The sequence below is a fragment of the Asticcacaulis sp. W401b genome (assembly GCF_046503825.1).
Lineage (GTDB): Bacteria > Pseudomonadota > Alphaproteobacteria > Caulobacterales > Caulobacteraceae > Asticcacaulis.
The window spans coordinates 41365-61016 of the sequence record NZ_JBKFEE010000004.1; the positions used below are offsets into that span (position 1 = coordinate 41365).

Here is a 19652-nt window from a genome sequence, read left to right on the forward strand (position 1 = left end):
TTTCAACCCTCCTCCCTGTGCCGAAGGCATGGGGAGGTGGCAGGCTGCGAAGCAGACTGACGGAGGGGGATTGCGCCTTCGTCGGTCACGCGCGCTGCCCCTTGAAATCAGAAAAGGCCGGGGATCGCGTCCCCGGCCTTTTTCCGTGTCATCCCCCTCCGCCTCGCAAGCTCGGCACCTCCCCATTGCTGCGCAACAGGGAGGAGGGAGTCAGCCATATCTTCCGGTTAAGACGCCTATTATCAACGCCAAAACTAATAGCCCGCTTATGCTTGCAGCCGCTTTTACGCCACTCTTGACACCACCGGTCATAAAGCCCGAGCCAAATGAGATGATGGCAATCCAACCCCACCATCCTAGCGACGCCCAGCGGAACTGAAGCTTCTGTCCCCAAAGGTCAAAATAATAACCGTGAGCAAGGAACGCGCCTATTCCGGTAACGACAATAGCTATGCCAATCCAAGTGTTTGCGGTTTGGCGAAGCTTCTGCGTTTCGGATGGCATGGAGTCAGTAACTTCCCATTTTCAGGTTGAGTTTCAGCGCATTGGCCAGTGCCTTGGCGCGTTTGCGTGTCTGTTCGCCAAGGAGCAGGTCTTCCCAGCCGCTCTTGGCCTCCAGCACCAGATCGCGGCCCTGTTGTGTCAGGTGGGCGTGGCTGAGCAACGCGCCCGACTTGGCCGACAGGTCGCAGCCCAGCCGCAGGGCCAGACCCAGCCGCGTGGCGCGCTCAAGCCCGTCATCGCCCAGAATACGGCTGATCAGCACCGGCTCCTTGGTGTAGGCGTCTCCCGAATAACGAGTGAACAGGGTCGAGGCCAGGAAGACGCGCTCGGCGTGGTTCTGCCCCGGAATGGGCGCGCGCAGCACCTGATCGCAGACGAGGTCGGCGCGGTGGTCGGGGTGCAGCAGCGCCCCCATGTCGGCCAGCTTGGACGCCGCGCGGATCAGCCGCACATCGGGTATGTCGATGCCGGAGGTGGTATCATAGAAATCGCATACCCACTGGGCCAGGGCCGGCCCCATATCGTTGCTGATGCCCTGACGCGCCCCCAGAGCGGCGCAGCCTTCGATCAGCGGGTCGCGCTTTTGCACGTCCTTCGGCAGTTGTTCAAACAGCACGCCTTCGCGCAGGCCGTTGGCCGAGAAGTTGATGGTGTCGAAGCCGAAAGTTTCGATCAGGGCCTGTAGCACCAGAGCCGCATAGGCCAGATGCTCCATGCGCCGCTTGGTGACGCCGCGGATGCGCTCCAGCGAGGCGGGCGACTGGGTGGCGATCAGGCGGCAGATATTGAGGGCTTCGCGCGCGGGCAGCTCAAATTGCTGAACGATCTGAAGCGGATAGTTGGCCTTCTGCATCCAGATGATGGCGAGGTTGCGCCACGCACCGCCGACCGCATGAAAAGTTGCAAACTGAAAGCGATCTTTGTGCGGCGTCAGAACCTCACGGATGCGCGTCAAGGTCTTGTCGATATCGACCGCTGCCGGGGCCCCCAGCGCGAAGGGCCCCAAGGGCAGGGTGATGCCTTTGAAAGCATTTTCACCTTGCAGATCAATCAGTTCAAGGCTCGATCCGCCGAGGTCGCCCACCACGCCCACCGCATCGTCATGGCCGCACAGCACGCCCAGCGCCGAGTAATAGGCCTCTTCGGCCCCGCTGAGGACGCGCACCTTAAAGCCCGTTTCGGCCTCAATAGTTTGCACCATGTCCGGGCCGTCCTCGGCTTCACGGATAGCGGCGGTCGCCACGGCGTGCACCTGCGACAGGGGGTAGGAATCGACGATGAAACGAAAGCGTTTCAGCGCGATCAGCGTGTCGCGGCAGCCCGACGGGCTCAGGCGGCCGCTGCTCATCAGTTCGCGCCCCAGCCCCGCCAGCACCTTTTCGTTATGCACCGGCCAGATCGAGCGCCCTTCGACGCGATAGATGACCAGACGCACCGAGTTCGACCCGATGTCGATGACGGCCGTGTAGTAGGCGGCGGGCAGGGCCGTCGCGGTGGGAAGGGGGGCAAAGCTACTTTCGGGCACCGACATGATCAAACGCTTGGGGGAGATCCTTGACGCCGCGACCTCTACCGGACAGCGACGGGTTTGTCATGAAGTATTCGTGGGCCGAGAAGGGCGCATCGAGGCCGGTCGTATCAAAGCGCGTATAGGTGCCGTCTGACGACAGGTTCCACGACTGCGCCTCGTCATTGAGGTTGGCGACCATGATCTGATCCAGCACCTGACGGTGGACGGTGGGATTGTCCACCGGGATCAGGGTTTCGACGCGGCGGTCCAGATTGCGGCTCATCCAGTCGGCGGACGAGATGAAGACACGTGCCTGATCCGACGGCAGGGCGTGGCCGTTGGCGAAGCAGACGATGCGCGTGTGCTCCAGGAAGCGGCCGACGATCGACTTGACGCGGATATTGTCCGAATAGCCCGCCACGCCGGGACGCAGGCAGCAGATGCCGCGGATGACGAGGTCGATCTGCACGCCGGCCTGCGAGGCCTGATAGAGCTTGCGGATGATCACCGGATCGACCAGCGAATTCATCTTGGCCCAGATTTGCGCAGGCTTGCCGGCGCGGGCATTGGCGATTTCCTGTTCGATCAGATAGATCAGCCCCTGTTTCAGCGTCACGGGCGAGAAATAGAGCTTTTCCATCACGTCCGGGCGGGCATAGCCGGTGATGAAGTTGAAGACGCGCATGGCGTCGCGCCCCAGCGCCGGATCGGCGGTGAACAGGCTCAGGTCCGTATAGACCTTGGCCGTCACCGGGTGATAGTTGCCGGTGCCGAAGTGGCAATAGGTGCGCAAGGCCTCACCTTCGCGGCGCGCCACAACGCTCAGCTTGGCGTGGGTCTTGTACTCCACAAAGCCATAGACCACGTGCACGCCCGCGCGCTCCATGGCGCGGGCCCAGCGCAGATTGGCCTCTTCGTCAAAGCGCGCCTTGATTTCGACCAGCGCCGTGACGTTCTTGCCCTGCTCGGCGGCCTCGATCAGGGCCGCGACGATGGGCGAGTCCTTTGAGGTGCGGTAAAGCGTCTGTTTGATCGCGATAACGTTGGGGTCGCGCGCCGCCTGCCGCAGGAACTGCACCACGGCGTCGAAACTCTCAAACGGGTGGTGGACCAGAATGTCCTTTTCGCGGATGGCCGAGAAGATGTCCCCGGCATTGTCGCGGATGCGTTCCGGGAAGCGCGGCGTGTAGGGCTTGAATTTCAGGTCGTTACGGTCGGGCGGGATAAGCTGCGACAGCTCGGACATGCCCAGAATGCCATCGACAATGGTCACGTCCTGCGGCTGGGCATGCAGTTGCTCGATGATAAATTCGCGCAGGTCTTCGGGCATGGAGGCGCCGAATTTGACGCGTACCACCGAACCGAGGCGGCGCTGTTTCAGCAGGGCCTCGAACTCACGCACCAGGTCTTCGGCCTCTTCCTCGATTTCGATGTCCGAGTCGCGGATGATACGGAAGACGCCCTTGCCCAGAATATCGAAGCCGGGGAAGATTTGCTGGGCGAACATGACCACCATGCCCTCCAGTGTGACGAATTTGCGCCGCGTGTTCTGAGCACGCGAATTGCCACCGATCTCCCAGAAGCGGCGCACGCCCGTAGGAATGGGCACAAGGGCATAGAGGGTCTTGGCATCGGCGCGACGTTGCAGTTTCAGCGCGATGCAGAAGCCCAGATTGGGGATGAAGGGGAAGGGGTGCGCCGGGTCGATGGCCAGCGGCGTTAGCACGGGGAAAAGCTGCTCATGGAAGCGCTTTTCCAGCCATGCCGTGTCGGTCTTAGTGACCTCCTTGTGGTCCAGCAGGATCAGGCCATTGGCCGACAGCTCGGCCTTCAGCTTGGACCAGATGGTCTGCTGCTTGTTCATCAGGGCCTGAGCGACCTTGTTGACGGCCTCAAGCTGTTCGGCCGGGGTGTGACCGTCTTCGGACAGGATACGCACGCCTTCGCGCACCTGACCCTGAAGCCCGGCGACGCGCACCATGTAGAATTCGTCGAGATTGTTGGCCGAAATCGACAGGAAGCGCAGCCGCTCCAGCAACGGGTGGCGCGGATTTTCGGCCTCTTCGATCACCCGCTTGTTGAAGGCCAGCCACGACAGTTCGCGGTTGATATAGAGCGCATCACCCAGCGCCTCGTCCGAGGTCAGATCAATTTGAGCCTCTGGCTGAGGCTCAGCCGCCACCGACTCGGTCGTGCGGATAATGTCATTGACGGTTTCGGAGGCGGGCATAGCGGTTCAGAATCCTTATTTTCTTATGTTTTACTGACTAAATCTCATCCCAATCGTCGAACCAAGTCATATTTTCACTGGTCTCGATAAATTGACGCGCCAAAGACCGGGTAAAGGCGCGGCCATTGGCATATGCCTCAAGACCTGTGACAATTTTTTGGGCGTGCGCCACCGAGCGCTCCATGCGGCGGCTGAGATATTCCAGCACGTCGTCGGAGGGCGTGATGACGCGCGCTTCAAACAGCTTTTTCAGCACGCTTTTCAGCAGGCTATCGTCCGGTTCCGGCATATCGACGACGCGCATGGCCTTCAACCGTGACTCGAAATCGGGGACACGGATGCTCCATTGTGCCGGGTGCTGCCGTGACAGCAGCAGCAGGCGGCCGTCCGACGCCGTGCGGTTATAGAGGTGGAACAGGACCTCCTGATCGAAGCTCTCGGCCTCATCAACCACGAACAGGGTGGCGGTGTCGGGTACGGGCACGCCGGGGCTCAGCCAGTGCGCGCCGTGTGTTTCAGCAAACACATGGCCGGCGTGGGTCTTGCCGGAGCCGACCGGTCCGGTCAGCACCAGATGCGGGTTCAGCCAGTCTGCGGGCTGCCTCAAAAGGTCGAACAGTGCGCGATTGGCGTCGGAAACGACAAAGTTCGCCGCCGCATAGGGGGCAGGCAGGGACAGGTCGAGCGGGTACTGATGCGCCATGCGCTTAACTTAGGAAGATGGGGCGCAGAAGGCAATCCGTGGCCGCCGCATCCGATGGGGTTAGTTCGGTGGGCCGTTCTGGGGAAAAGAAACCCCGGATAGACACGGAGGGTCCGAGAAGGCTGAGGCGTGTGGGTCTGACTATCCGTGCGATCGCCGCAGGCGATCATCCGTGCGCATCCGTGGTTAAAACCCAAAAAGACAGCTCGCTTGCAAAATAAAATTAAATTCGGAGGCGGCTTTTTGCCGGGAGTCCGGACACAAGTCTTGACAATCCGCCCCTGTCATGTGCCCTAGCCCCCAACCGTTTTTTGAGCCGGATTCAGAGACTCACAATGCATAGTTACCGTACCCATACCTGCGGCGCGCTGCGCGCCACCGACGCCGGCGCCGAGGTGCGCGTGTCGGGCTGGATTCACCGCAAGCGCGACCACGGCGGCCTGTTGTTCATCGACCTGCGCGACCATTACGGCCTGACGCAACTGGTGTTCAATCCGGACAGCGCGGGTTTTGCCAAGGTCGAACGCTTGCGTGCTGAAAGCGTTATCCGCGTCGATGGCAAGGTGGTGGCGAGGGATGAGGCGACCGTCAATCCCAACCTGCCGACCGGGGCTATCGAAGTCGTGGTGTCGGATATCGAAGTGCTGTCCGAAGCCGCCGAACTGCCGCTGCCGGTGTTCGGTGAGCCTGAATATCCCGAAGAAATCCGTCTGAAAAACCGCTTCCTCGACCTGCGCCGCGAAACCCTGCACAAGAACATCGTGCTGCGCTCGCGCGTCATTCAGTCGATCCGTAACCGCATGGTCGCGCAGGGTTTTCTGGAATACCAGACCCCCATCCTGACCGCCTCGTCGCCCGAAGGGGCGCGCGACTTCCTGGTGCCGTCGCGTCTGCATGCGGGCAAGTTCTATGCCCTTCCGCAAGCGCCGCAGCAGTTCAAGCAGTTGCTGATGGTGTCGGGCTTTGACCGCTATTTCCAGATCGCCCCGTGCTTCCGTGACGAAGACCTGCGCGCCGACCGTAGCTTGGAATTCTATCAGCTCGATATCGAGATGAGCTTTGTGACGCAGGAAGACGTGTTCGCTGCCATCGAGCCGGTGATGCACGGCCTGTTTACCGAGTTCGGCGAAGGCAAGCGCGTGTCCAGCTATCCGTTCCAGCGCATCCCCTACAAAGAGTCCATCGCCAAGTACGGCTCGGACAAGCCGGACCTGCGCAACCCCATCGAAATGCAGGACGTGTCTGAGCATTTCCGCGGCGGCGGCTTTGGCCTGTTTGCGCGCATTCTCGAAAACAGCGCTAACGCCGTGTGGGCCATTCCGGCCCCCAAGGGCGGCTCGCGCGCCTTCTGCGACCGTATGAATTCGTGGGCGCAGGGCGAAGGTCAGCCGGGCCTCGGCTACATCTTCTGGTCCGAGGATCAGGGCGCGTGGGGCGGCCCCATCGCCAAGAATCTCGGCAACGACGCCACCACGGCGCTGATGACGGCTCTGGGTCTGGGGCAGGGCGACGCAGCCTTCTTCGTCGCTGGCGACCCCAAGGTCTTCTACAAGTTTGCCGGTCTGGCGCGCACCAAGGTCGGCACCGATCTCCACCTGGTGGACGAGGATCAGTTCCGCTTCTGCTGGATCGTTGATTTCCCGATGTTTGAGTACAATGAGGACGAGAAGAAGGTCGATTTCTCGCACAACCCCTTCTCCATGCCGCAAGGCGAGATGGAGGCGCTCCTCACCAAGGACCCGCTCGACATTCTGGCCTATCAGTACGACATCGTCTGCAACGGCTATGAGCTGTGCTCCGGCGCGATCCGGAACCACAAGCAGGAGATCATGCTTAAGGCCTTTGAGATCGCGGGCTATGGCGCCGATGTGGTCGAGAGCCAGTTTGGCGGGATGCTCAATGCCTTCAAATACGGCGCGCCGCCGCACGGCGGTCTGGCCCCCGGTATCGACCGCATTGTGATGCTGCTGGCCGGTCAGACGGCGATCCGCGAGGTCATCGCCTTCCCGCTGAATCAGCAGGGGCAGGACGTGATGATGAGTGCCCCGTCGGAGGTGACGGAGAAGCAGTTGAAGGAACTGCATATCCGGACGCAACTGCCGATCAAGGTGAGCTAAACCTATGGGGTGTGGGGTCTGTGACCCCACAAACCTTTAATATTCAAAGAAAAACCCTTCGGTTTTGCCGAAGGGGTTTTTCTTTGAAAGTAGAAGACTTGGGGCCGCAGGCCCCAAACCCCATCCGTTTTAGCACACCGGAACGCGGATACCCTTCGGTGCCACCGTCGTCTTGTCGCCGCAGGCCTGATCCATCATGTGCTGCGTGATGCCGCGCGCCGACGCCATCTCGGCCCCGGAAAAGTTGACGCCGCTCAGATTGGCGCCCGCAAAATTGGCCCCTTCGAGGTAGGCCCCGACGAAATTGGCATTGGTCAGGTTGGTGCGCGCGAAATTGGCGTGGCCGAACAGCGAGCCAAACCCGTTAAGGTCACGCAGGTCACCGCCCGCAAAGCTCGTGCCGTTGAAAACGCCGCTCGACAGGTCCGCCTGACGCAGGCGCGCCCCGGCGAAATTCTTGCCTTTCAGCGTCTTACCGGAAAAATCGGCCTGGAACAGGTTGCAGCCAGGGCAGGACGCGCCCGAACCGGCACGGCTGATCTGTACAGGGTTTTGCGCCGAAGCGGGAAGGGCAAACAGCGAAAGCGCGGCCACGGCCAGAGCGATGCGTTTCATGATGGGACACCTCTTGTGGTTTAGCTTTTCTTAAGCAAGATCGGGGCCTGCGCGCTCCCCTCCGTAAACAGGAGAGGTATAAGAGCGGTTTACAAAACCCCTCATTCCCGGTAAAGGCGCTTTCATGTTCCAGACGACCACCACCAAAGCCACTACCAAGCCGACCCGCATCGCGGGGCCGGTCCGGTCGTGCTGACGGTGTAAGCCAAGGCATCTGGACGAAGCCCCGCGGAACGCGCGGGGCCGGTTTCACAGAAAACCCAACACCTCGCGCCTCCCGCCAAACCTTTTTTGACGCAGGAGACGTGACCTATGAACGATCAATCCCATTATACGCAGTTTCCCAACGTGGGGATAGTTGGCGCGACGGGCCTTGTTGGCGGCATGATGCTGACCCTTCTGGGCGAACGCCGCTTCCCGCTGAACAAGCTGCGCCTGTTTGCCTCCGCCCGTTCGGCCGGCAGCCGCGTGCGTTTCGGGGAGCGCGAAATCGTGGTGGAGGACGCCTCCGCCGCCGACTATAGTGGCCTTGATATCGTTTTCTTCTCGGCGGGCGGTTCAACGTCCAAGGCCCTGGCCGAAAAGGTGGCCGCCGCCGGGGCCATCGTCATCGACAATTCGTCGGCCTGGCGCAGCGATCCGGACGTGCCGCTGGTGGTGGCTGAGGTCAATCCGCACGCGCTGCGCAATGTCCCCAAGGGCATTATCGCCAATCCGAACTGCACCACCATGGCCGCCATGCCGGTCCTGAAGCCGCTGCACGCGGCGGCGGGGCTGAAGCGCCTGATCGCCAGCACCTATCAGGCCGTGTCCGGCGGCGGCATGGAAGGCGTTGAAATCCTGCGCGATCAGATCGTGGCGGGGGCCGACGCCTGCACCGCTCTGGCGCAGGACGGGGCGGCGGTCGATCTGGGAACGGTGCGCAAATGGGCGGTGCCGATCGCCTATAATGTCGTGCCGCTCAACTACGTGCTGGGCGAGGACGGCTATACGGAAGAGGAACTGAAGCTGCGCGACGAAAGCCGTAAAATCCTTGAAATCCCTGAATTGCAGGTCGCGGCGACCTGCGTGCGCGTGCCGGTCTTTACGGGCCATTCCCTGTCGATCAATGCCGAATTCGAGCGCCCGATGACGCCGGAGGCGGCGCTGGCCCTGCTGGCCGAAGCCCCCGGCGTCGAACTTGCCGACGTGCCCAATCCGTTGGCCGTCACCGGTCGCGACCCGGTGCAGGTGGGCCGTATCCGCCGCGATCCGACCGTGGCGCACGGCCTGACCCTGTTCGTCAGCGGCGACAACCTGCGCAAGGGTGCCGCGCTCAATGCCGTGCAGATCGCGGAAGAATGGCTGAAGCAAAAAGGCGTGGGCCTGATCTCCTCCCCTGCAAAGCGGGGGAGGTGGATCGTCGCGTAAGCCACGAGACGGAGGGGGCGAAACCCACCGAACGCCCCCTCCGTCTCGACGCGCTTCGCTTGCTCGACACCTCCCCCGTTCGCACCGCTCACAGAGGAGGAGGCTGGACTATTCCCCCTGCGCTTCGGGGGGCAGGGAAGGATCGTCGGATTTCGAAGGTTTGCGTCCAAAGGGCACGACGACCAGATTGTCCGGCTGTCCACGCATAAACCCCTTGGAAATCAGGTGCGAGGCGGCAATGCCTTCATTGCCGTCATCGGCCAGCTTCGACAGGCCATGCCCCTGACCCAGACCGTCGGCGTTCAGTTCATCCGGGTCGGCGTTCGACAGGTCTTCGCGGTTGAGATAGGAAATCGCCAGTTCCCGGAAGATATAGTCGAGGATCGAGGTCGCCGAGCGGATCGAATCGTTACCACTGACCGGACCGGCCGGTTCAAAGCGCGTAAAGACGAAGGCATCGACAAATTCGTCCAGCGGCACGCCGTATTGCAGGCCGATCGACACGGCGATGGCGAAATTATTCATCAGTGAACGGAAGGCCGCGCCTTCCTTGTGCATGTCGATGAAGATTTCGCCCACGGAACCGTCTTCGTATTCGCCGGTGTGCAGATAGACCTTATGGCCGCCGACGCTGGCCTTCTGGATATAGCCCTTGCGGCGGTCGGGCAGCTTCTGGCGTTCGCGGTCGCGTTCGATGATCTTTTCGATGACCGTCTGGGTCGGGGCTTCGCGCACCGGTTCGGGGGGCGGGCGGCGGGCCTCTTCAAATTCCGGAATATCGAGCGTCAGCGACGGCGGGGCCGGCTGACGCTTGAGGCCGATGGCGCGCAGACCGCTATCGGCCGCCTGAGCGAGGGCCTTGAGCGCGTCGGGCACCCCCTGATCCCATTCAAGCACCAGAGCCGAGGCCGCCGGCGCCGAGGCAAAGCTTTCGAGTTTTTGCCGCAGAGCCAGTCGCGCCTTCAGGCCGGGGGGGCTCAGGCGCTGACGCAGGGCGTCAGGCAGCCCCTCCGTGGTGTCATGGCCAAAGATAAAGGCCTGCGCCTCAGCGATTTCGTCCGCCGTAAAGCCCATCAAACGCAGCAGACTAAAGCCCGGCGCGTGCAGGTCTCCGTCGCTGATGCCCCAGATATCCTTGATGAAATCGGCGTCGAGCACCGCCGGGGACACCACCTCATCAAGGCTGTAGGCGGTGATCAGCGCCGCCTCCAGGGCCGCGATTTCAAAATCGCTCAGTCCCTTGGCTTTCAGCGTCTGGGCGTGGATATGCGGCGCGCCGTCCAGCGTGCGGTGGCCCAGCAGATGCGTGCGCACGGCGTCGCGTTCATCTCCGCTCAGCCCTTGCCAGGCGGCGGGGTGCAGGCCGCGCACAAAGACGCCGTCGGCGCCTTCCATCGCCACGGTCAGGGCGGTCAGCGGCGCATCGCCCAGCGTCACGCCCAGCCGCAGCGACAATTCCGGATCGTCAAACAGGGTCGTCGTCTGGACGTGGCGCAGGCCGGTGGGCTTGGCCAGTTTCAGCGCCGTTTGCAGGCGCGTCAGGGCGTGCGCCTTAAGGTCAGCACTTTTGAGGCCCGACAGGCGATAGAGTTTCTGGCTCAGCGCCGATACCCGGTCATCGCGTTCGGCGGCGAACCCGGCATAGGGCGTCAGGTGGCGCGACAGCACGGCGGAGGCGTGCACGCTTTCGGCATCCAGCACGGCCATCAAGGCGGCGGCAAAATCCTGTCCCGCTTCGGTTTGCGCGCTCAGGCCCAGCGCCATAAGGGTTTCGCTGAGGCCGGCTACGGTCAGGGCGATGGGGCGATGCTGGGCCAGACGCTGCGCTGCTTCGGGTGTGGCGGCAAAAGTCAGGTGGCTTTCGATATCGAGCGCCACGGTCCACAGGGCGGCGCAGGCGGCAAAGCCTTCGACATCAAAGCCGTTTTGTTTGAGGAAACCATAGGCGTTGAGCGCGGCGCGCGGCGCGATCAGGGTGTCGTCCAGCGCTTCGGCGGCGTCCGGATCGAAGGCGATCCACAGGCGACCGCTTTCCAGCGCCGCCTGCGCCGCCAGACGCGCCGACGGGTTACCCGCGGCGATCAGGTCGCGGCGCGCCGTGACGATGACCGGTGCGGCGGGCCGGTCGGCCTCGACATTTTGCAAAGACCAGTCGGGCAGGGCGCTGTCGCCGGTCAAACCATCCGTGGACTGAATAACCGACTGGATGAGCGCGTCCGAAGCCCCCAGACGCCGGGCCTTCAGCGCCGCGCGGGCCAGCGCTGGATTATGTTGTAAGCTGGCGCGCTGTTCGCCCTCGGCGCGGGCAATGGCGGCGGTGATGCCGGACAGGGCGGCGTGCAACTGATCGCGGGTGGCGCGGGCGACCGCTTCGGAGCGCGCCCCGACCAGAAGGTCGCGCAGCTCACGCACGCAGGCAGGGTCTTCGATATCGGCGTAGCGGGTCTCGGTCTGGGCGAGTTTGCTGCCGTCCAGCAAGGGCACGCGGTGCCCGGTCCGCAGGCCCGTTGCGGGGGCGGCCAGCCCCAACCGCAGGGTCGCCGCCAGTTCGGCCGCAAAGGCCTGCGCCTCATCTTCGCGCAATATACCGTACACCCGGCCCCACGCCGCCAGACGATGGGCATAGAGGTCGAACGCCCCATCCAGCCCTTCGGCCACGGGCGGAAACGCCCCTTCGGGCAGGTCGCGCGGCAAGGCTTCGACCCAGTCGTGCCAGGCTTCGCTTTGCGCCGTGGTCCAGTCGCGTGGGCATAGGACGCTGAAACTGTCGGGGCCGCGTTCGATTTCGCGCCATTCCAGCACCGGCTGGGCCTGTTCGGCGCGGGCCGCAAAGGACAGATCGGGCAGGACAGAATCGCCGGACATTATCTTTGCCATTGGCTTCCCCGGATTGGCGAACACAGTTGGGGATAAAGCCTAGACCGATTTTAACCTTTCAGCAATAAATGTGGGGCCGGAGGGCTGATCCATCCACAATATGTTGCGTAGCTCCCGCATGGGGGATAATTCGCCGGTTGTGGCCTTTGAAGCGCTTTACGCAGATGCAGCGGCGCTTTATAAGTCAGGGGACGCATAACCGGCGGAGTCTCCCTCTTCGCCTTTTAGTGAAATAGGGTAAGACCTTGCTGGATAAAGCCTTCTTGTGGTGGAGCGGTGCGACGCTCGGTACGCTGTTCACCATCGGCCGCACGTCGAAGCTCGTCGGGACCGACGAATTCGGCAACAAATATTATCAGGCCCGCAACACCAAAGAAAGCTACGGCGACAAGCCGCGCCGATATGTGATCTATAATGGCTATGCCGACGCCTCGAAGATCCCGCCCGACTGGCACGGCTGGATGCACTATATGTACGATGAGCCGCCGACGGTGGCCCCGCTGCCGCGCAAATCGTGGGAAAAGCCGCACCTGCCTAACCTGTCGGGGACGCCGTTCGCGCAGTTCCCCAAGGGGTCGCTGAACGCCGAAGGCGAGCGTCAGGCGTCGAAGTCGGGCGACTATGAGGCGTGGAAGCCCTGATGAGAAAGACCGGCGCGATGGTTCGGGCGGTGCTGCTGATGGCCGGCGTGGCCGCCATCGCCTTGCCGCTCTATGCCCAGAACATCCCGCCCGACGAAGAAGCTCCGCGCCGCGGTGACCGCCGCGATGCGCGCGACAATGCCGACTATGACCCGGAACCCTACTATATCGACGGCGTAGAGTATAAGCCCTACGACCCGACCGGGAATAAACGTAATACCCCTCAGCGCGCCGCCAATACGCAAACCGTGAACCGCCCGGCCGCGCCGGTGGCCAGCCAGCCGCAGGCCGTGGGGACGGGTACGCCCGCCGCCGTGCCGCCAACCGCTGCCGCTCAGTCGTCGGCGGGCACGCCGTATGTCGATTCCGCCGGTCAGGTGGTGGGCAATGCGCCGGTGGCCAGCAGCAGCGCGTCTCAGTCATCGGCCCCTGTGGTCGTGGTGCCGCCCGAAAAGCGCCTGCGCTACAGTGCGGCCATCCTGACCGTGCTCGACAAGGTGACCGGCGAAGCCATTCGCTTTGAAGCGCCGGTGGGCAAGCCCAAGCGTTATCGCGGCATGGTCTATACGGTAAAGGCCTGCGAAACCTCGGCGCAGGACGAGGCGATGAGCGACACCATGACCTATCTGGAGGTACGTACCTCGCCGCAGCCAGCGGCTAATGGCACGGTGCCCAAGCCCAAGGACGTGTTCAAAGGCTGGACCTACGCCTCGACGCCGGGCGTCAACGGCATGGAACACCCGGTCTATGACGTCTGGGTGGTCAGTTGCAGGACGCCCTTGCCGGTCACGGCGGTCGCCAGCCGGTAGAAGTCGCCTTCGACCGACAGCGCGTCTTTCAGGCGCGCCTTGTAGTCCTCACGCGGAATTTCGATGACGCCGAACTGGCGCAGATGGTCAGTGAGAAACTGACAATCGAGCAGGCGATAGCCACCGGCGCGCAGCCGCGCCACCAGATGCACCAGCGCGATCTTTGAGGCATCCGTGGCGCGCGACACCATGCTTTCGCCGAAAAAGGCCCCACTGATGGCCACGCCATAAAGGCCGCCGACCAGCCTTGTACCGTCCCACACCTCGACGCTGTGGGCCAGGCCACGCGCGAACAGGGCTTCGTAAAGCGATTGAATGGAATGGGAAATCCACGTGCTTTCGCGGTCGGCGGCGCTTTCGGCGCACAGTTCGATGACCTGCCAGAAGGCCGTGTCGATCTTCACGGTGAAGGGGGTGTTGCGCACGGTGCGCGCCAACCGCGACGGCACATGGACGCCCTCCAGCGGCAATATGCCCCGCAGCGGCGGATCGACCAGAAACAGGGTCTCATCGTCACGCGCATCCGACATCGGAAAAATGCCGGTGCGGTAGCATTGGACCAGATCGTCGAGGGTGAATTCCTGCAAGGCTTTACTTGGGCAAGTGGTGGGATAATATTCTCCTAACTTCTTAGGAGGCGCAAATGGTAGGCTATGCTGAGGCTTTCAAAACTCTCGGTTATTACATTTCATCACCAATAAGTGACGTAAGTTCTGAAAAAGAAGATGGTGTAGTCATAGCAATAATGCGGCATGAATTAAGATATGAAAACAAGCGAACGATTTTTGATACTCGCCAAATACCCGACTGGGAAAAAATGAGAATGTCTCTGCCCGGTAACACTCGTCGTCGTGCACATCTTTCTAAAGCGGTCGATAAATTCGGGGGACTCGTTGACGTAATTCTTTATGATAAGCCAGTTAAAGGGAATGGAGACGCAGAAATTGCCAATAGCCCTAATAGTCGATGGGTTGTTACTTATTTCGATGAAATAACTGGTCATCATCGCGTGGAATTGCAACCAAATTGAATTGTAAGAAAAAGGCCTTGTCGGAAACAAGGCCTTTTTCTTTAGTTATACCTTCGCCTCTTCCTGCGCCTTGATCCACTTTTCCAGCCAGTGGATATTGTAATCCCCTTTCTGGATATCGGCTTCGTTCAGCAGGTCGAGGAACAGCGGAATCGTGGTGTCGATACCGGCCACCACGGTTTCCTGAAGGGCGCGTTTGAGGCGGGCCAGGGCTTCGGGACGGTCGCGCCCATAGACGATCAGCTTACCAATCATCGAGTCGTAATAGGGCGGGATGGTGTAGCCGTTATAGACGGCCGAATCCATGCGCACACCCAGACCGCCGGGGGTGTGGAAGTCGGTGACCGTACCGGGCGATGGCACGAAGGTGCGGGCGTTTTCAGCATTGATCCGCACTTCGATAGAGTGGCCTTTCAGGTCGACATCGGCCTGGGTGAAGGACAGGGGCAGGCCTGCCGCGATGCGGATCTGTTCGCGGACCAGATCGACGCCGGTGACGAATTCGGTGACCGGGTGTTCGACCTGAAGGCGGGTGTTCATCTCGATGAAGAAGAACTCGCCATCCTCGTACAGGAACTCGATGGTGCCGACGCCCAGATAGCCGATCTTGCGGATGGCCTCGACGACGATCATGCCGATCTTGTCGCGCGCCGCCGCGTCGATGACGGGCGAGGGGGCTTCTTCAAGCACCTTCTGGTGACGACGTTGCAGCGAGCAGTCGCGTTCGCCGAGGTGGACGACATTGCCGTGGCTGTCGGCGATGACCTGAATCTCGATGTGGCGCGGCTTCTGGAGGTAGCGCTCCATATAGACCGTGCCGTCGCCAAAGGCCGCGGCGGCCTCGGTCTGGGCGCTCATTACCTGTTCGGCCAGCACGTCGGCATTGGCCGCGACCTTCATGCCGCGCCCGCCGCCACCGGCAGCGGCCTTGATGATCAGCGGGAAGCCGATGGATTTCGACGCTTCGATGGCGTCTTCGACCGTGGCCACGCCGCCGTCAGAGCCCGGAACGACGGGGATGCCGGAGTCCTTGGCGGCCTGCTTCGCGGTGATCTTGTCGCCCATCAGGCGGATGTGGTCCGGTTGAGGCCCGATAAAGGTCATGCCGTGCGCGCCGACGATTTCGGCGAAGCGGGCGTTTTCCGACAGGAAGCCATAGCCGGGGTGGATCGCCTGCGCGCCGGTGATTTCGGCGGCGGCGATGATCGACGGAATGTTGAGATACGACTTGGCGGCAGCGGGCGGCCCGATGCAGACGCTTTCGTCCGCCAGGTGCACGTGCATGGCGTTGGCGTCGGCGGTCGAATGCACCGCAACGGTGGCAATCCCCATCTCCTTACAGGCGCGAATGACGCGCAGGGCGATTTCGCCACGGTTGGCGATGAGGATCTTGTCGAACAGTTTGGGGGTGTCGGACATGGCGTTAGTCGATTACCACGAGGCCTTCGCCGAATTCGACGGGCTGGGCGTCGGACACGAGGATTTCCGACACCGTGCCGTCCTTGGGCGCCGGGATCGGGTTCATGGTCTTCATGGCTTCGATGATCAGCAGGGTCTGACCGGCCTTCACCTTGTCGCCGACCTTAACGAAGGTGGCAGCGCCCGGCTGCGGCGACAGATAGACGGTGCCGACCATGGGCGATTTCAGCGCGTCCTTGGCGGCTTTCGGGGCCTCGGCAGCCACAGGGGCGGCCACTGGAGCCGCAGCCGCGGGAGCCGGAGCGGCCACAGGGGCGGGGGCCGCGACCTGAGCGGCGTAAGTGGCCACAGGCGCGGCGGTGAGGGTGCGCGCGACGCGGATCTTCAATTCACCCTGCTCGACCTCAATCTCGGTCAGCTCGGTTTCCTTCAGGATGTCCGCCAGCTTGCGAATGAGGCGGGGGTCGATCGGGTCAACCGGTTTTTGCGATGACATGCGCTTACCTTGGTTAGGGGGTGGGGCCGTGCGTAGGAACGGGCCGGTGGGCTATTGTTCGATGAGGCGTAGGGCCGCCTCGATAGCCAGTTCATAGCCAGTCGCCCCCATACCGGCAATAACCGCCTTGGCCGCCAGTGACACATAGGAGTGATGGCGGAACGGTTCGCGGGCGTGGGGATTCGACAGGTGGCATTCGATGATCGGCTGGCCGAGGGCCTTCAGCGCGTCGAGTAACGCGACCGAGGTGTGGCCATAGCCTGCCGGGTTGATAATCAGGACCGAAGCGTGTTCGCGCGCCTCCTGCACCCAGTCGATCAGTTCGCCTTCGTGATTCGTCTGGCGAAAGACGACGGGCACATGACGGGCCGCAGCCAGCTCGGTGCACCGGGCCTCGATGTCCGAAAGGCGTGTATATCCATAAATTTCCGGCTCACGCACCCCCAGAAGGTTGAGGTTTGGGCCGTTAAGGACATATATGGGTTTCGACATGCAAAGCCTGATCCTGTGGGATGCGGTCTTGTATCCCCTGTTGCGCTTGCTCACAAGAAAAAGCGGGCTTTTTCGCCCGAAAACGATCCGAAAATGACGAAAATTCTGTTGAATGGCGAAGAAACCGAGGTTTTGGCCGCCAATGTGATGGCGCTGATCGAACAGATCGGCATTGATCCGCGCAAGGTGGCGGTAGAGCGCAATCTCGAAATCGTGCCCAAATCGGCCTATGTCGCCACGCCTATTGAGGCCGGGGATCGCTTTGAGATCGTCCACTTTGTTGGCGGCGGCGATTGAGTCGTGTCTATCCGTGGTGAGGCCTTAATCGCGTTGCTTCATCCGAACACAACTTATTTCATGGTGCGATTGCCACGCGTGAAGGGGTGGTTTTGCCAGCAGAAAGTCTTATAGAGACGCAAAGCGTTTCATACGGGACCGATACTCATGACCGAACCGACCGCCGCCCTTTCACCGGATACCTGGACCGTAGCCGGGCGCACCTTTTCCTCGCGCCTGATCGTCGGCACCGGCAAGTATAAAGACTATGCCCAGAATGTCGCGGCGGCGCGGGCGTCGGGGGCGGAGATCGTCACCGTAGCCGTGCGGCGCGTCAATCTGACCGATCCGAACCAGCCCATGCTGATGGACTATGTGAAACAGGACGAATTCACCTACCTGCCCAATACGGCGGGCTGTTTCACCGGAGAGGATGCTGTGCGCACCCTGCGTCTGGCGCGTGAGGCCGGCGGCTGGAACCTCGTCAAGCTGGAGGTCCTGTCCGACCCCAAGACGCTCTATCCCGACATGGAAGAGACGCTGCGGTCGCTGAAGCTGCTGGTCAAGGACGGCTTCGACGTCATGGTCTATTGTTCGGACGATCCGGTCTATGCCAAAAAGCTGGAAGAGGCCGGGGCGTGCGCCATCATGCCCCTTGGCGCGCCCATCGGTTCGGGTCTCGGCATCCAGAATCGCGTGACGCTGCGCATCATTATCGAGAACGCGAAGGTGCCGGTGCTGGTCGATGCGGGCGTCGGCACGGCGTCGGATGCGGCGGTCGGCATGGAGCTGGGCTGCGACGCCATCCTGATGAACACGGCTATTGCCGAAGCCAAGGACCCGATCCGTATGGCTGTGGCCATGAAGCACGCGGTTATTGCGGGACGCGAAGCCTATCTGGCCGGGCGGATGGCGAAGAAGCTCTATGCCGATCCGTCCTCGCCGCTGGCCGGTTTGATCTGACGAAGCTTTAACCCGGGACGGCTCTTTCTCCCTTTTCCAGCCTTTCGAGATGTTCCCGGTGATAGTCGGGGGCGAAGATGGCCGGATGGCGACGCAGTTCGACGTCCGGCGGCTGACCCGTCTCCTCGATGATGCGTTTGTAATACTCACCCCACAGGTTCATTAGCTTGGTGACATCGGCTTCGACATAACCTTCGTCGCGCCACAGGGCGAGGTGCATCCCCTTGGCAATGGTGACGATCTTATCAAACATTTCGCCACGGTGGATTTCGTAGTGACCCTGACGGTTAAGTTCGGCCTCGGCGCGTTCCAGAGCCAGCTTCTGAGCCGCTTCTTCGTCGATGGTATAGCTTCTCAGACCGTAACGTTGTGGTTTCGCTTCTTCCGCGTCTTCAGAAGCGAGGGTGTGGGTAGCGGCCTTGAGGGATTTCGGCTCTGGCGGTGGGGCAAAGAGCTGACACAACATGCTGTCGGCCGCCATGACGGTGCGGGCCGTGCGTTCGGCTTCGAGCGCGGTTTCCGGTTTCGACAGCGCGGTTACGTGACCCAGCACGGTGTCGGCATAGTCGCGCAAGGCCGCACGACGCTCAGCCAGCATCGCTCTCAGTTCCGCCTTGTTTTCTGCGTGGACATCCATGCGCCCATGATGACACAGGCTGAACGCGCGGGGATAGATTCGCGTGCCCCCCCCTCCGGGGTCTGGGGGCAACTGCCCCCAGAGTCTTTTCGCTTACTTAGTCTTTTCGCTTACTTGGCCTTCTGACGCGCCGCCGTCACCAGAGTCTGGAGCTGCGGGATATCGCCGCCATTGACCAGTACGCCATCGACGATGAAGTTGGGAGTCGCTGCGATACCCAACTTGTACCCCAGTTGCAGGGTTTCCTCGATCTTGGCCTGAATGGCGGGCGACTGGGCCTTGGCGTGCAATTCGGCCGGGTTGACTCCGGCGGCGGTAAGGGCCGCATCGACATCGGCCTGAGAGCTGAGCTCGTGGCTATAGAGGGCGTTGTGCACGGCGGCGTAGTGGCCGGTATCGCGTGCGGCGAGGGCGAGGGCAGCCAGAACGCGCGAATTGTCCTTACCGATGATGGGATATTCCTTGACCACCACGCGCACGTCGGGATTGGCCTTGAGGAAGCTCAGCAGGCTGGGGTGGCTGGCGCGGCAGGCCCCACACAGATAGTCGTGGAATTCTATAATCGTAATGGGGGCTGACGGGTTGCCAAGGATGGGATCATCGGCGGCGATAATCGAACCTTCATTGGCCTTGATGGCGGTTTCGACGCTCTTGCGTGTTTCGGCGTCCTGCTTTTCACGCAGCGCGGTCGAGGCCTCGACCAGCACTTCGGGCCGCGTCAACAGGCCGCCGCGCACGATCAGGCCCTGAATATTGGGCAGGACGTACGGCGCTAACGCCAGCACAAAGGCCCCGGTTGCCAGAGCCAGCGCCAGATTGGATTTGCTGAGCAGCGGCTCACGCGGGGCGGGGGCGGGCGTCTCTGTTTTGGTTTCGGGTGCAGGCGTCGGCGTTTCGGGGGTATCGGTCACTTATCAACTTTC

Annotated in this window: 19 protein-coding genes; 7 read left to right on the forward strand and 12 right to left on the reverse strand. The window is 61.9% G+C overall.

Features of this window, described 5'->3' with window-relative positions:
* Nucleotides 1-210: 210 nt before the first annotated feature.
* Genes ACK8OE_RS09975 through ACK8OE_RS09990 form a run of 4 tightly spaced genes read right to left on the reverse strand, consistent with a single transcriptional unit; the run spans nucleotide 211 to nucleotide 4947 of the window.
* Entirely contained in the window at nucleotides 211-504 is a 294-nt protein-coding gene (locus ACK8OE_RS09975; protein WP_410272413.1) for a hypothetical protein, read from the reverse strand.
* A 4-nt stretch (nucleotides 505-508) separates the two neighbouring features.
* On the reverse strand, nucleotides 509-2035 hold the full coding sequence (locus tag ACK8OE_RS09980; RefSeq protein ID WP_410272414.1) for a Ppx/GppA family phosphatase: 1527 nt from the start codon (nucleotides 2033-2035) through the stop codon (nucleotides 509-511).
* A complete protein-coding gene (locus ACK8OE_RS09985; protein ID WP_410272415.1) occupies nucleotides 2016-4244 on the reverse strand; it encodes an RNA degradosome polyphosphate kinase in 2229 nt (742 codons plus the stop codon). The genes ACK8OE_RS09980 and ACK8OE_RS09985 overlap by 20 nt, the downstream gene beginning before the upstream one ends.
* A gap of 37 nt (nucleotides 4245-4281) precedes the next feature.
* Nucleotides 4282-4947, reverse strand: a complete 666-nt coding sequence (locus ACK8OE_RS09990) for a chromosomal replication initiator DnaA (RefSeq protein WP_410272416.1) — start codon at nucleotides 4945-4947, stop codon at nucleotides 4282-4284.
* 335 nt (nucleotides 4948-5282) lie between these two features.
* Between ACK8OE_RS09990 and aspS the strand changes: the two genes are divergently transcribed.
* Nucleotides 5283-7064, forward strand: a complete 1782-nt coding sequence (aspS, locus tag ACK8OE_RS09995; RefSeq protein ID WP_410272417.1) for an aspartate--tRNA ligase — start codon at nucleotides 5283-5285, stop codon at nucleotides 7062-7064.
* Nucleotides 7065-7193: 129 nt separating this feature from the next.
* Here aspS and ACK8OE_RS10000 read toward each other — a convergent pair whose 3' ends face one another.
* Entirely contained in the window at nucleotides 7194-7679 is a 486-nt protein-coding gene (locus tag ACK8OE_RS10000) for a pentapeptide repeat-containing protein (protein WP_410272418.1), read from the reverse strand.
* A 312-nt stretch (nucleotides 7680-7991) separates the two neighbouring features.
* Here ACK8OE_RS10000 and ACK8OE_RS10005 point away from each other — a divergent pair, with 312 nt between their 5' ends.
* Nucleotides 7992-9089 (forward strand): aspartate-semialdehyde dehydrogenase, encoded by a 1098-nt coding sequence (locus tag ACK8OE_RS10005; protein WP_410272419.1) that lies wholly within the window; start codon nucleotides 7992-7994, stop codon nucleotides 9087-9089.
* Between the two features lie 108 nt (nucleotides 9090-9197).
* Here ACK8OE_RS10005 and ACK8OE_RS10010 read toward each other — a convergent pair whose 3' ends face one another.
* Entirely contained in the window at nucleotides 9198-11954 is a 2757-nt protein-coding gene (locus tag ACK8OE_RS10010) for a ribonucleoside-diphosphate reductase (protein WP_410272420.1), read from the reverse strand.
* Between the two features lie 257 nt (nucleotides 11955-12211).
* Here ACK8OE_RS10010 and ACK8OE_RS10015 point away from each other — a divergent pair, with 257 nt between their 5' ends.
* Both ACK8OE_RS10015 and ACK8OE_RS10020 read left to right on the forward strand, forming a co-directional pair.
* On the forward strand, nucleotides 12212-12607 hold the full coding sequence (locus tag ACK8OE_RS10015; protein WP_013480471.1) for an NADH:ubiquinone oxidoreductase subunit NDUFA12: 396 nt from the start codon (nucleotides 12212-12214) through the stop codon (nucleotides 12605-12607).
* Nucleotides 12607-13416, forward strand: a complete 810-nt coding sequence (locus ACK8OE_RS10020) for a DUF2155 domain-containing protein (protein WP_410272421.1) — start codon at nucleotides 12607-12609, stop codon at nucleotides 13414-13416. The genes ACK8OE_RS10015 and ACK8OE_RS10020 overlap by 1 nt, the downstream gene beginning before the upstream one ends.
* Here the strand turns inward: ACK8OE_RS10020 and aat are convergent.
* Nucleotides 13353-14003: a leucyl/phenylalanyl-tRNA--protein transferase gene (aat, locus tag ACK8OE_RS10025; protein ID WP_410272422.1), complete on the reverse strand. Its 651-nt coding sequence runs from the start codon at nucleotides 14001-14003 to the stop codon at nucleotides 13353-13355. The two genes, ACK8OE_RS10020 and aat, sit on opposite strands and share 64 nt — an antisense overlap.
* A gap of 56 nt (nucleotides 14004-14059) precedes the next feature.
* On the opposite strand from aat, the gene ACK8OE_RS10030 reads away from it, so the two are divergent.
* On the forward strand, nucleotides 14060-14446 hold the full coding sequence (locus ACK8OE_RS10030; protein ID WP_410272423.1) for a hypothetical protein: 387 nt from the start codon (nucleotides 14060-14062) through the stop codon (nucleotides 14444-14446).
* Between the two features lie 45 nt (nucleotides 14447-14491).
* Here ACK8OE_RS10030 and accC read toward each other — a convergent pair whose 3' ends face one another.
* The 3 genes from accC to aroQ are packed head-to-tail and all read right to left on the reverse strand — an operon-like array spanning nucleotide 14492 to nucleotide 16853.
* Nucleotides 14492-15847, reverse strand: a complete 1356-nt coding sequence (gene accC, locus ACK8OE_RS10035) for an acetyl-CoA carboxylase biotin carboxylase subunit (RefSeq protein ID WP_410272677.1) — start codon at nucleotides 15845-15847, stop codon at nucleotides 14492-14494.
* 22 nt (nucleotides 15848-15869) lie between these two features.
* Nucleotides 15870-16361 carry an acetyl-CoA carboxylase biotin carboxyl carrier protein gene (accB, locus tag ACK8OE_RS10040; protein ID WP_013480466.1) on the reverse strand — a complete coding sequence of 164 codons (492 nt, stop codon included), beginning with the start codon at nucleotides 16359-16361 and terminating at the stop codon, nucleotides 15870-15872.
* 51 nt (nucleotides 16362-16412) lie between these two features.
* Entirely contained in the window at nucleotides 16413-16853 is a 441-nt protein-coding gene (gene aroQ, locus ACK8OE_RS10045; RefSeq protein ID WP_410272424.1) for a type II 3-dehydroquinate dehydratase, read from the reverse strand.
* A 93-nt stretch (nucleotides 16854-16946) separates the two neighbouring features.
* Between aroQ and thiS the strand changes: the two genes are divergently transcribed.
* On the forward strand, nucleotides 16947-17150 hold the full coding sequence (gene thiS, locus ACK8OE_RS10050) for a sulfur carrier protein ThiS (protein ID WP_272741952.1): 204 nt from the start codon (nucleotides 16947-16949) through the stop codon (nucleotides 17148-17150).
* Between the two features lie 147 nt (nucleotides 17151-17297).
* The gene (locus tag ACK8OE_RS10055) at nucleotides 17298-18092 is read left to right on the forward strand and encodes a thiazole synthase (protein WP_410272425.1); all 795 of its coding nucleotides are present in this window, start codon (nucleotides 17298-17300) and stop codon (nucleotides 18090-18092) included.
* Nucleotides 18093-18099: 7 nt separating this feature from the next.
* Here the strand turns inward: ACK8OE_RS10055 and ACK8OE_RS10060 are convergent, their stop codons facing one another.
* Both ACK8OE_RS10060 and ACK8OE_RS10065 read right to left on the reverse strand, forming a co-directional pair.
* The gene (locus tag ACK8OE_RS10060) at nucleotides 18100-18729 is read right to left on the reverse strand and encodes a hypothetical protein (protein ID WP_410272426.1); all 630 of its coding nucleotides are present in this window, start codon (nucleotides 18727-18729) and stop codon (nucleotides 18100-18102) included.
* Between the two features lie 110 nt (nucleotides 18730-18839).
* On the reverse strand, nucleotides 18840-19640 hold the full coding sequence (locus ACK8OE_RS10065) for a thioredoxin domain-containing protein (protein ID WP_410272427.1): 801 nt from the start codon (nucleotides 19638-19640) through the stop codon (nucleotides 18840-18842).
* Nucleotides 19641-19652: the final 12 nt, after the last annotated feature.

What these genes read in the sequence shown, in the direction of transcription:
- ACK8OE_RS10005 (WP_410272419.1), top strand. Translation starts at nt 7,992, where the DNA reads ATGAACGATCAATCCCATTATACGCAGTTTCCCAACGTGGGGATAGTT.
- thiS (WP_272741952.1), top strand. Translation starts at nt 16,947, where the DNA reads ATGACGAAAATTCTGTTGAATGGCGAAGAAACCGAGGTTTTGGCCGCC.
- aroQ (WP_410272424.1), bottom strand. Translation starts at nt 16,853, where the DNA reads ATGTCGAAACCCATATATGTCCTTAACGGCCCAAACCTCAACCTTCTG.
- ACK8OE_RS10055 (WP_410272425.1), top strand. Translation starts at nt 17,298, where the DNA reads ATGACCGAACCGACCGCCGCCCTTTCACCGGATACCTGGACCGTAGCC.
- ACK8OE_RS10000 (WP_410272418.1), bottom strand. Translation starts at nt 7,679, where the DNA reads ATGAAACGCATCGCTCTGGCCGTGGCCGCGCTTTCGCTGTTTGCCCTT.
- ACK8OE_RS10010 (WP_410272420.1), bottom strand. Translation starts at nt 11,954, where the DNA reads ATGTCCGGCGATTCTGTCCTGCCCGATCTGTCCTTTGCGGCCCGCGCC.
- ACK8OE_RS09975 (WP_410272413.1), bottom strand. Translation starts at nt 504, where the DNA reads ATGCCATCCGAAACGCAGAAGCTTCGCCAAACCGCAAACACTTGGATT.
- ACK8OE_RS10020 (WP_410272421.1), top strand. Translation starts at nt 12,607, where the DNA reads ATGAGAAAGACCGGCGCGATGGTTCGGGCGGTGCTGCTGATGGCCGGC.
- ACK8OE_RS09980 (WP_410272414.1), bottom strand. Translation starts at nt 2,035, where the DNA reads ATGTCGGTGCCCGAAAGTAGCTTTGCCCCCCTTCCCACCGCGACGGCC.
- ACK8OE_RS09985 (WP_410272415.1), bottom strand. Translation starts at nt 4,244, where the DNA reads ATGCCCGCCTCCGAAACCGTCAATGACATTATCCGCACGACCGAGTCG.
- ACK8OE_RS10060 (WP_410272426.1), bottom strand. Translation starts at nt 18,729, where the DNA reads ATGGATGTCCACGCAGAAAACAAGGCGGAACTGAGAGCGATGCTGGCT.
- ACK8OE_RS09990 (WP_410272416.1), bottom strand. Translation starts at nt 4,947, where the DNA reads ATGGCGCATCAGTACCCGCTCGACCTGTCCCTGCCTGCCCCCTATGCG.
- accB (WP_013480466.1), bottom strand. Translation starts at nt 16,361, where the DNA reads ATGTCATCGCAAAAACCGGTTGACCCGATCGACCCCCGCCTCATTCGC.
- ACK8OE_RS10030 (WP_410272423.1), top strand. Translation starts at nt 14,060, where the DNA reads ATGGTAGGCTATGCTGAGGCTTTCAAAACTCTCGGTTATTACATTTCA.
- aspS (WP_410272417.1), top strand. Translation starts at nt 5,283, where the DNA reads ATGCATAGTTACCGTACCCATACCTGCGGCGCGCTGCGCGCCACCGAC.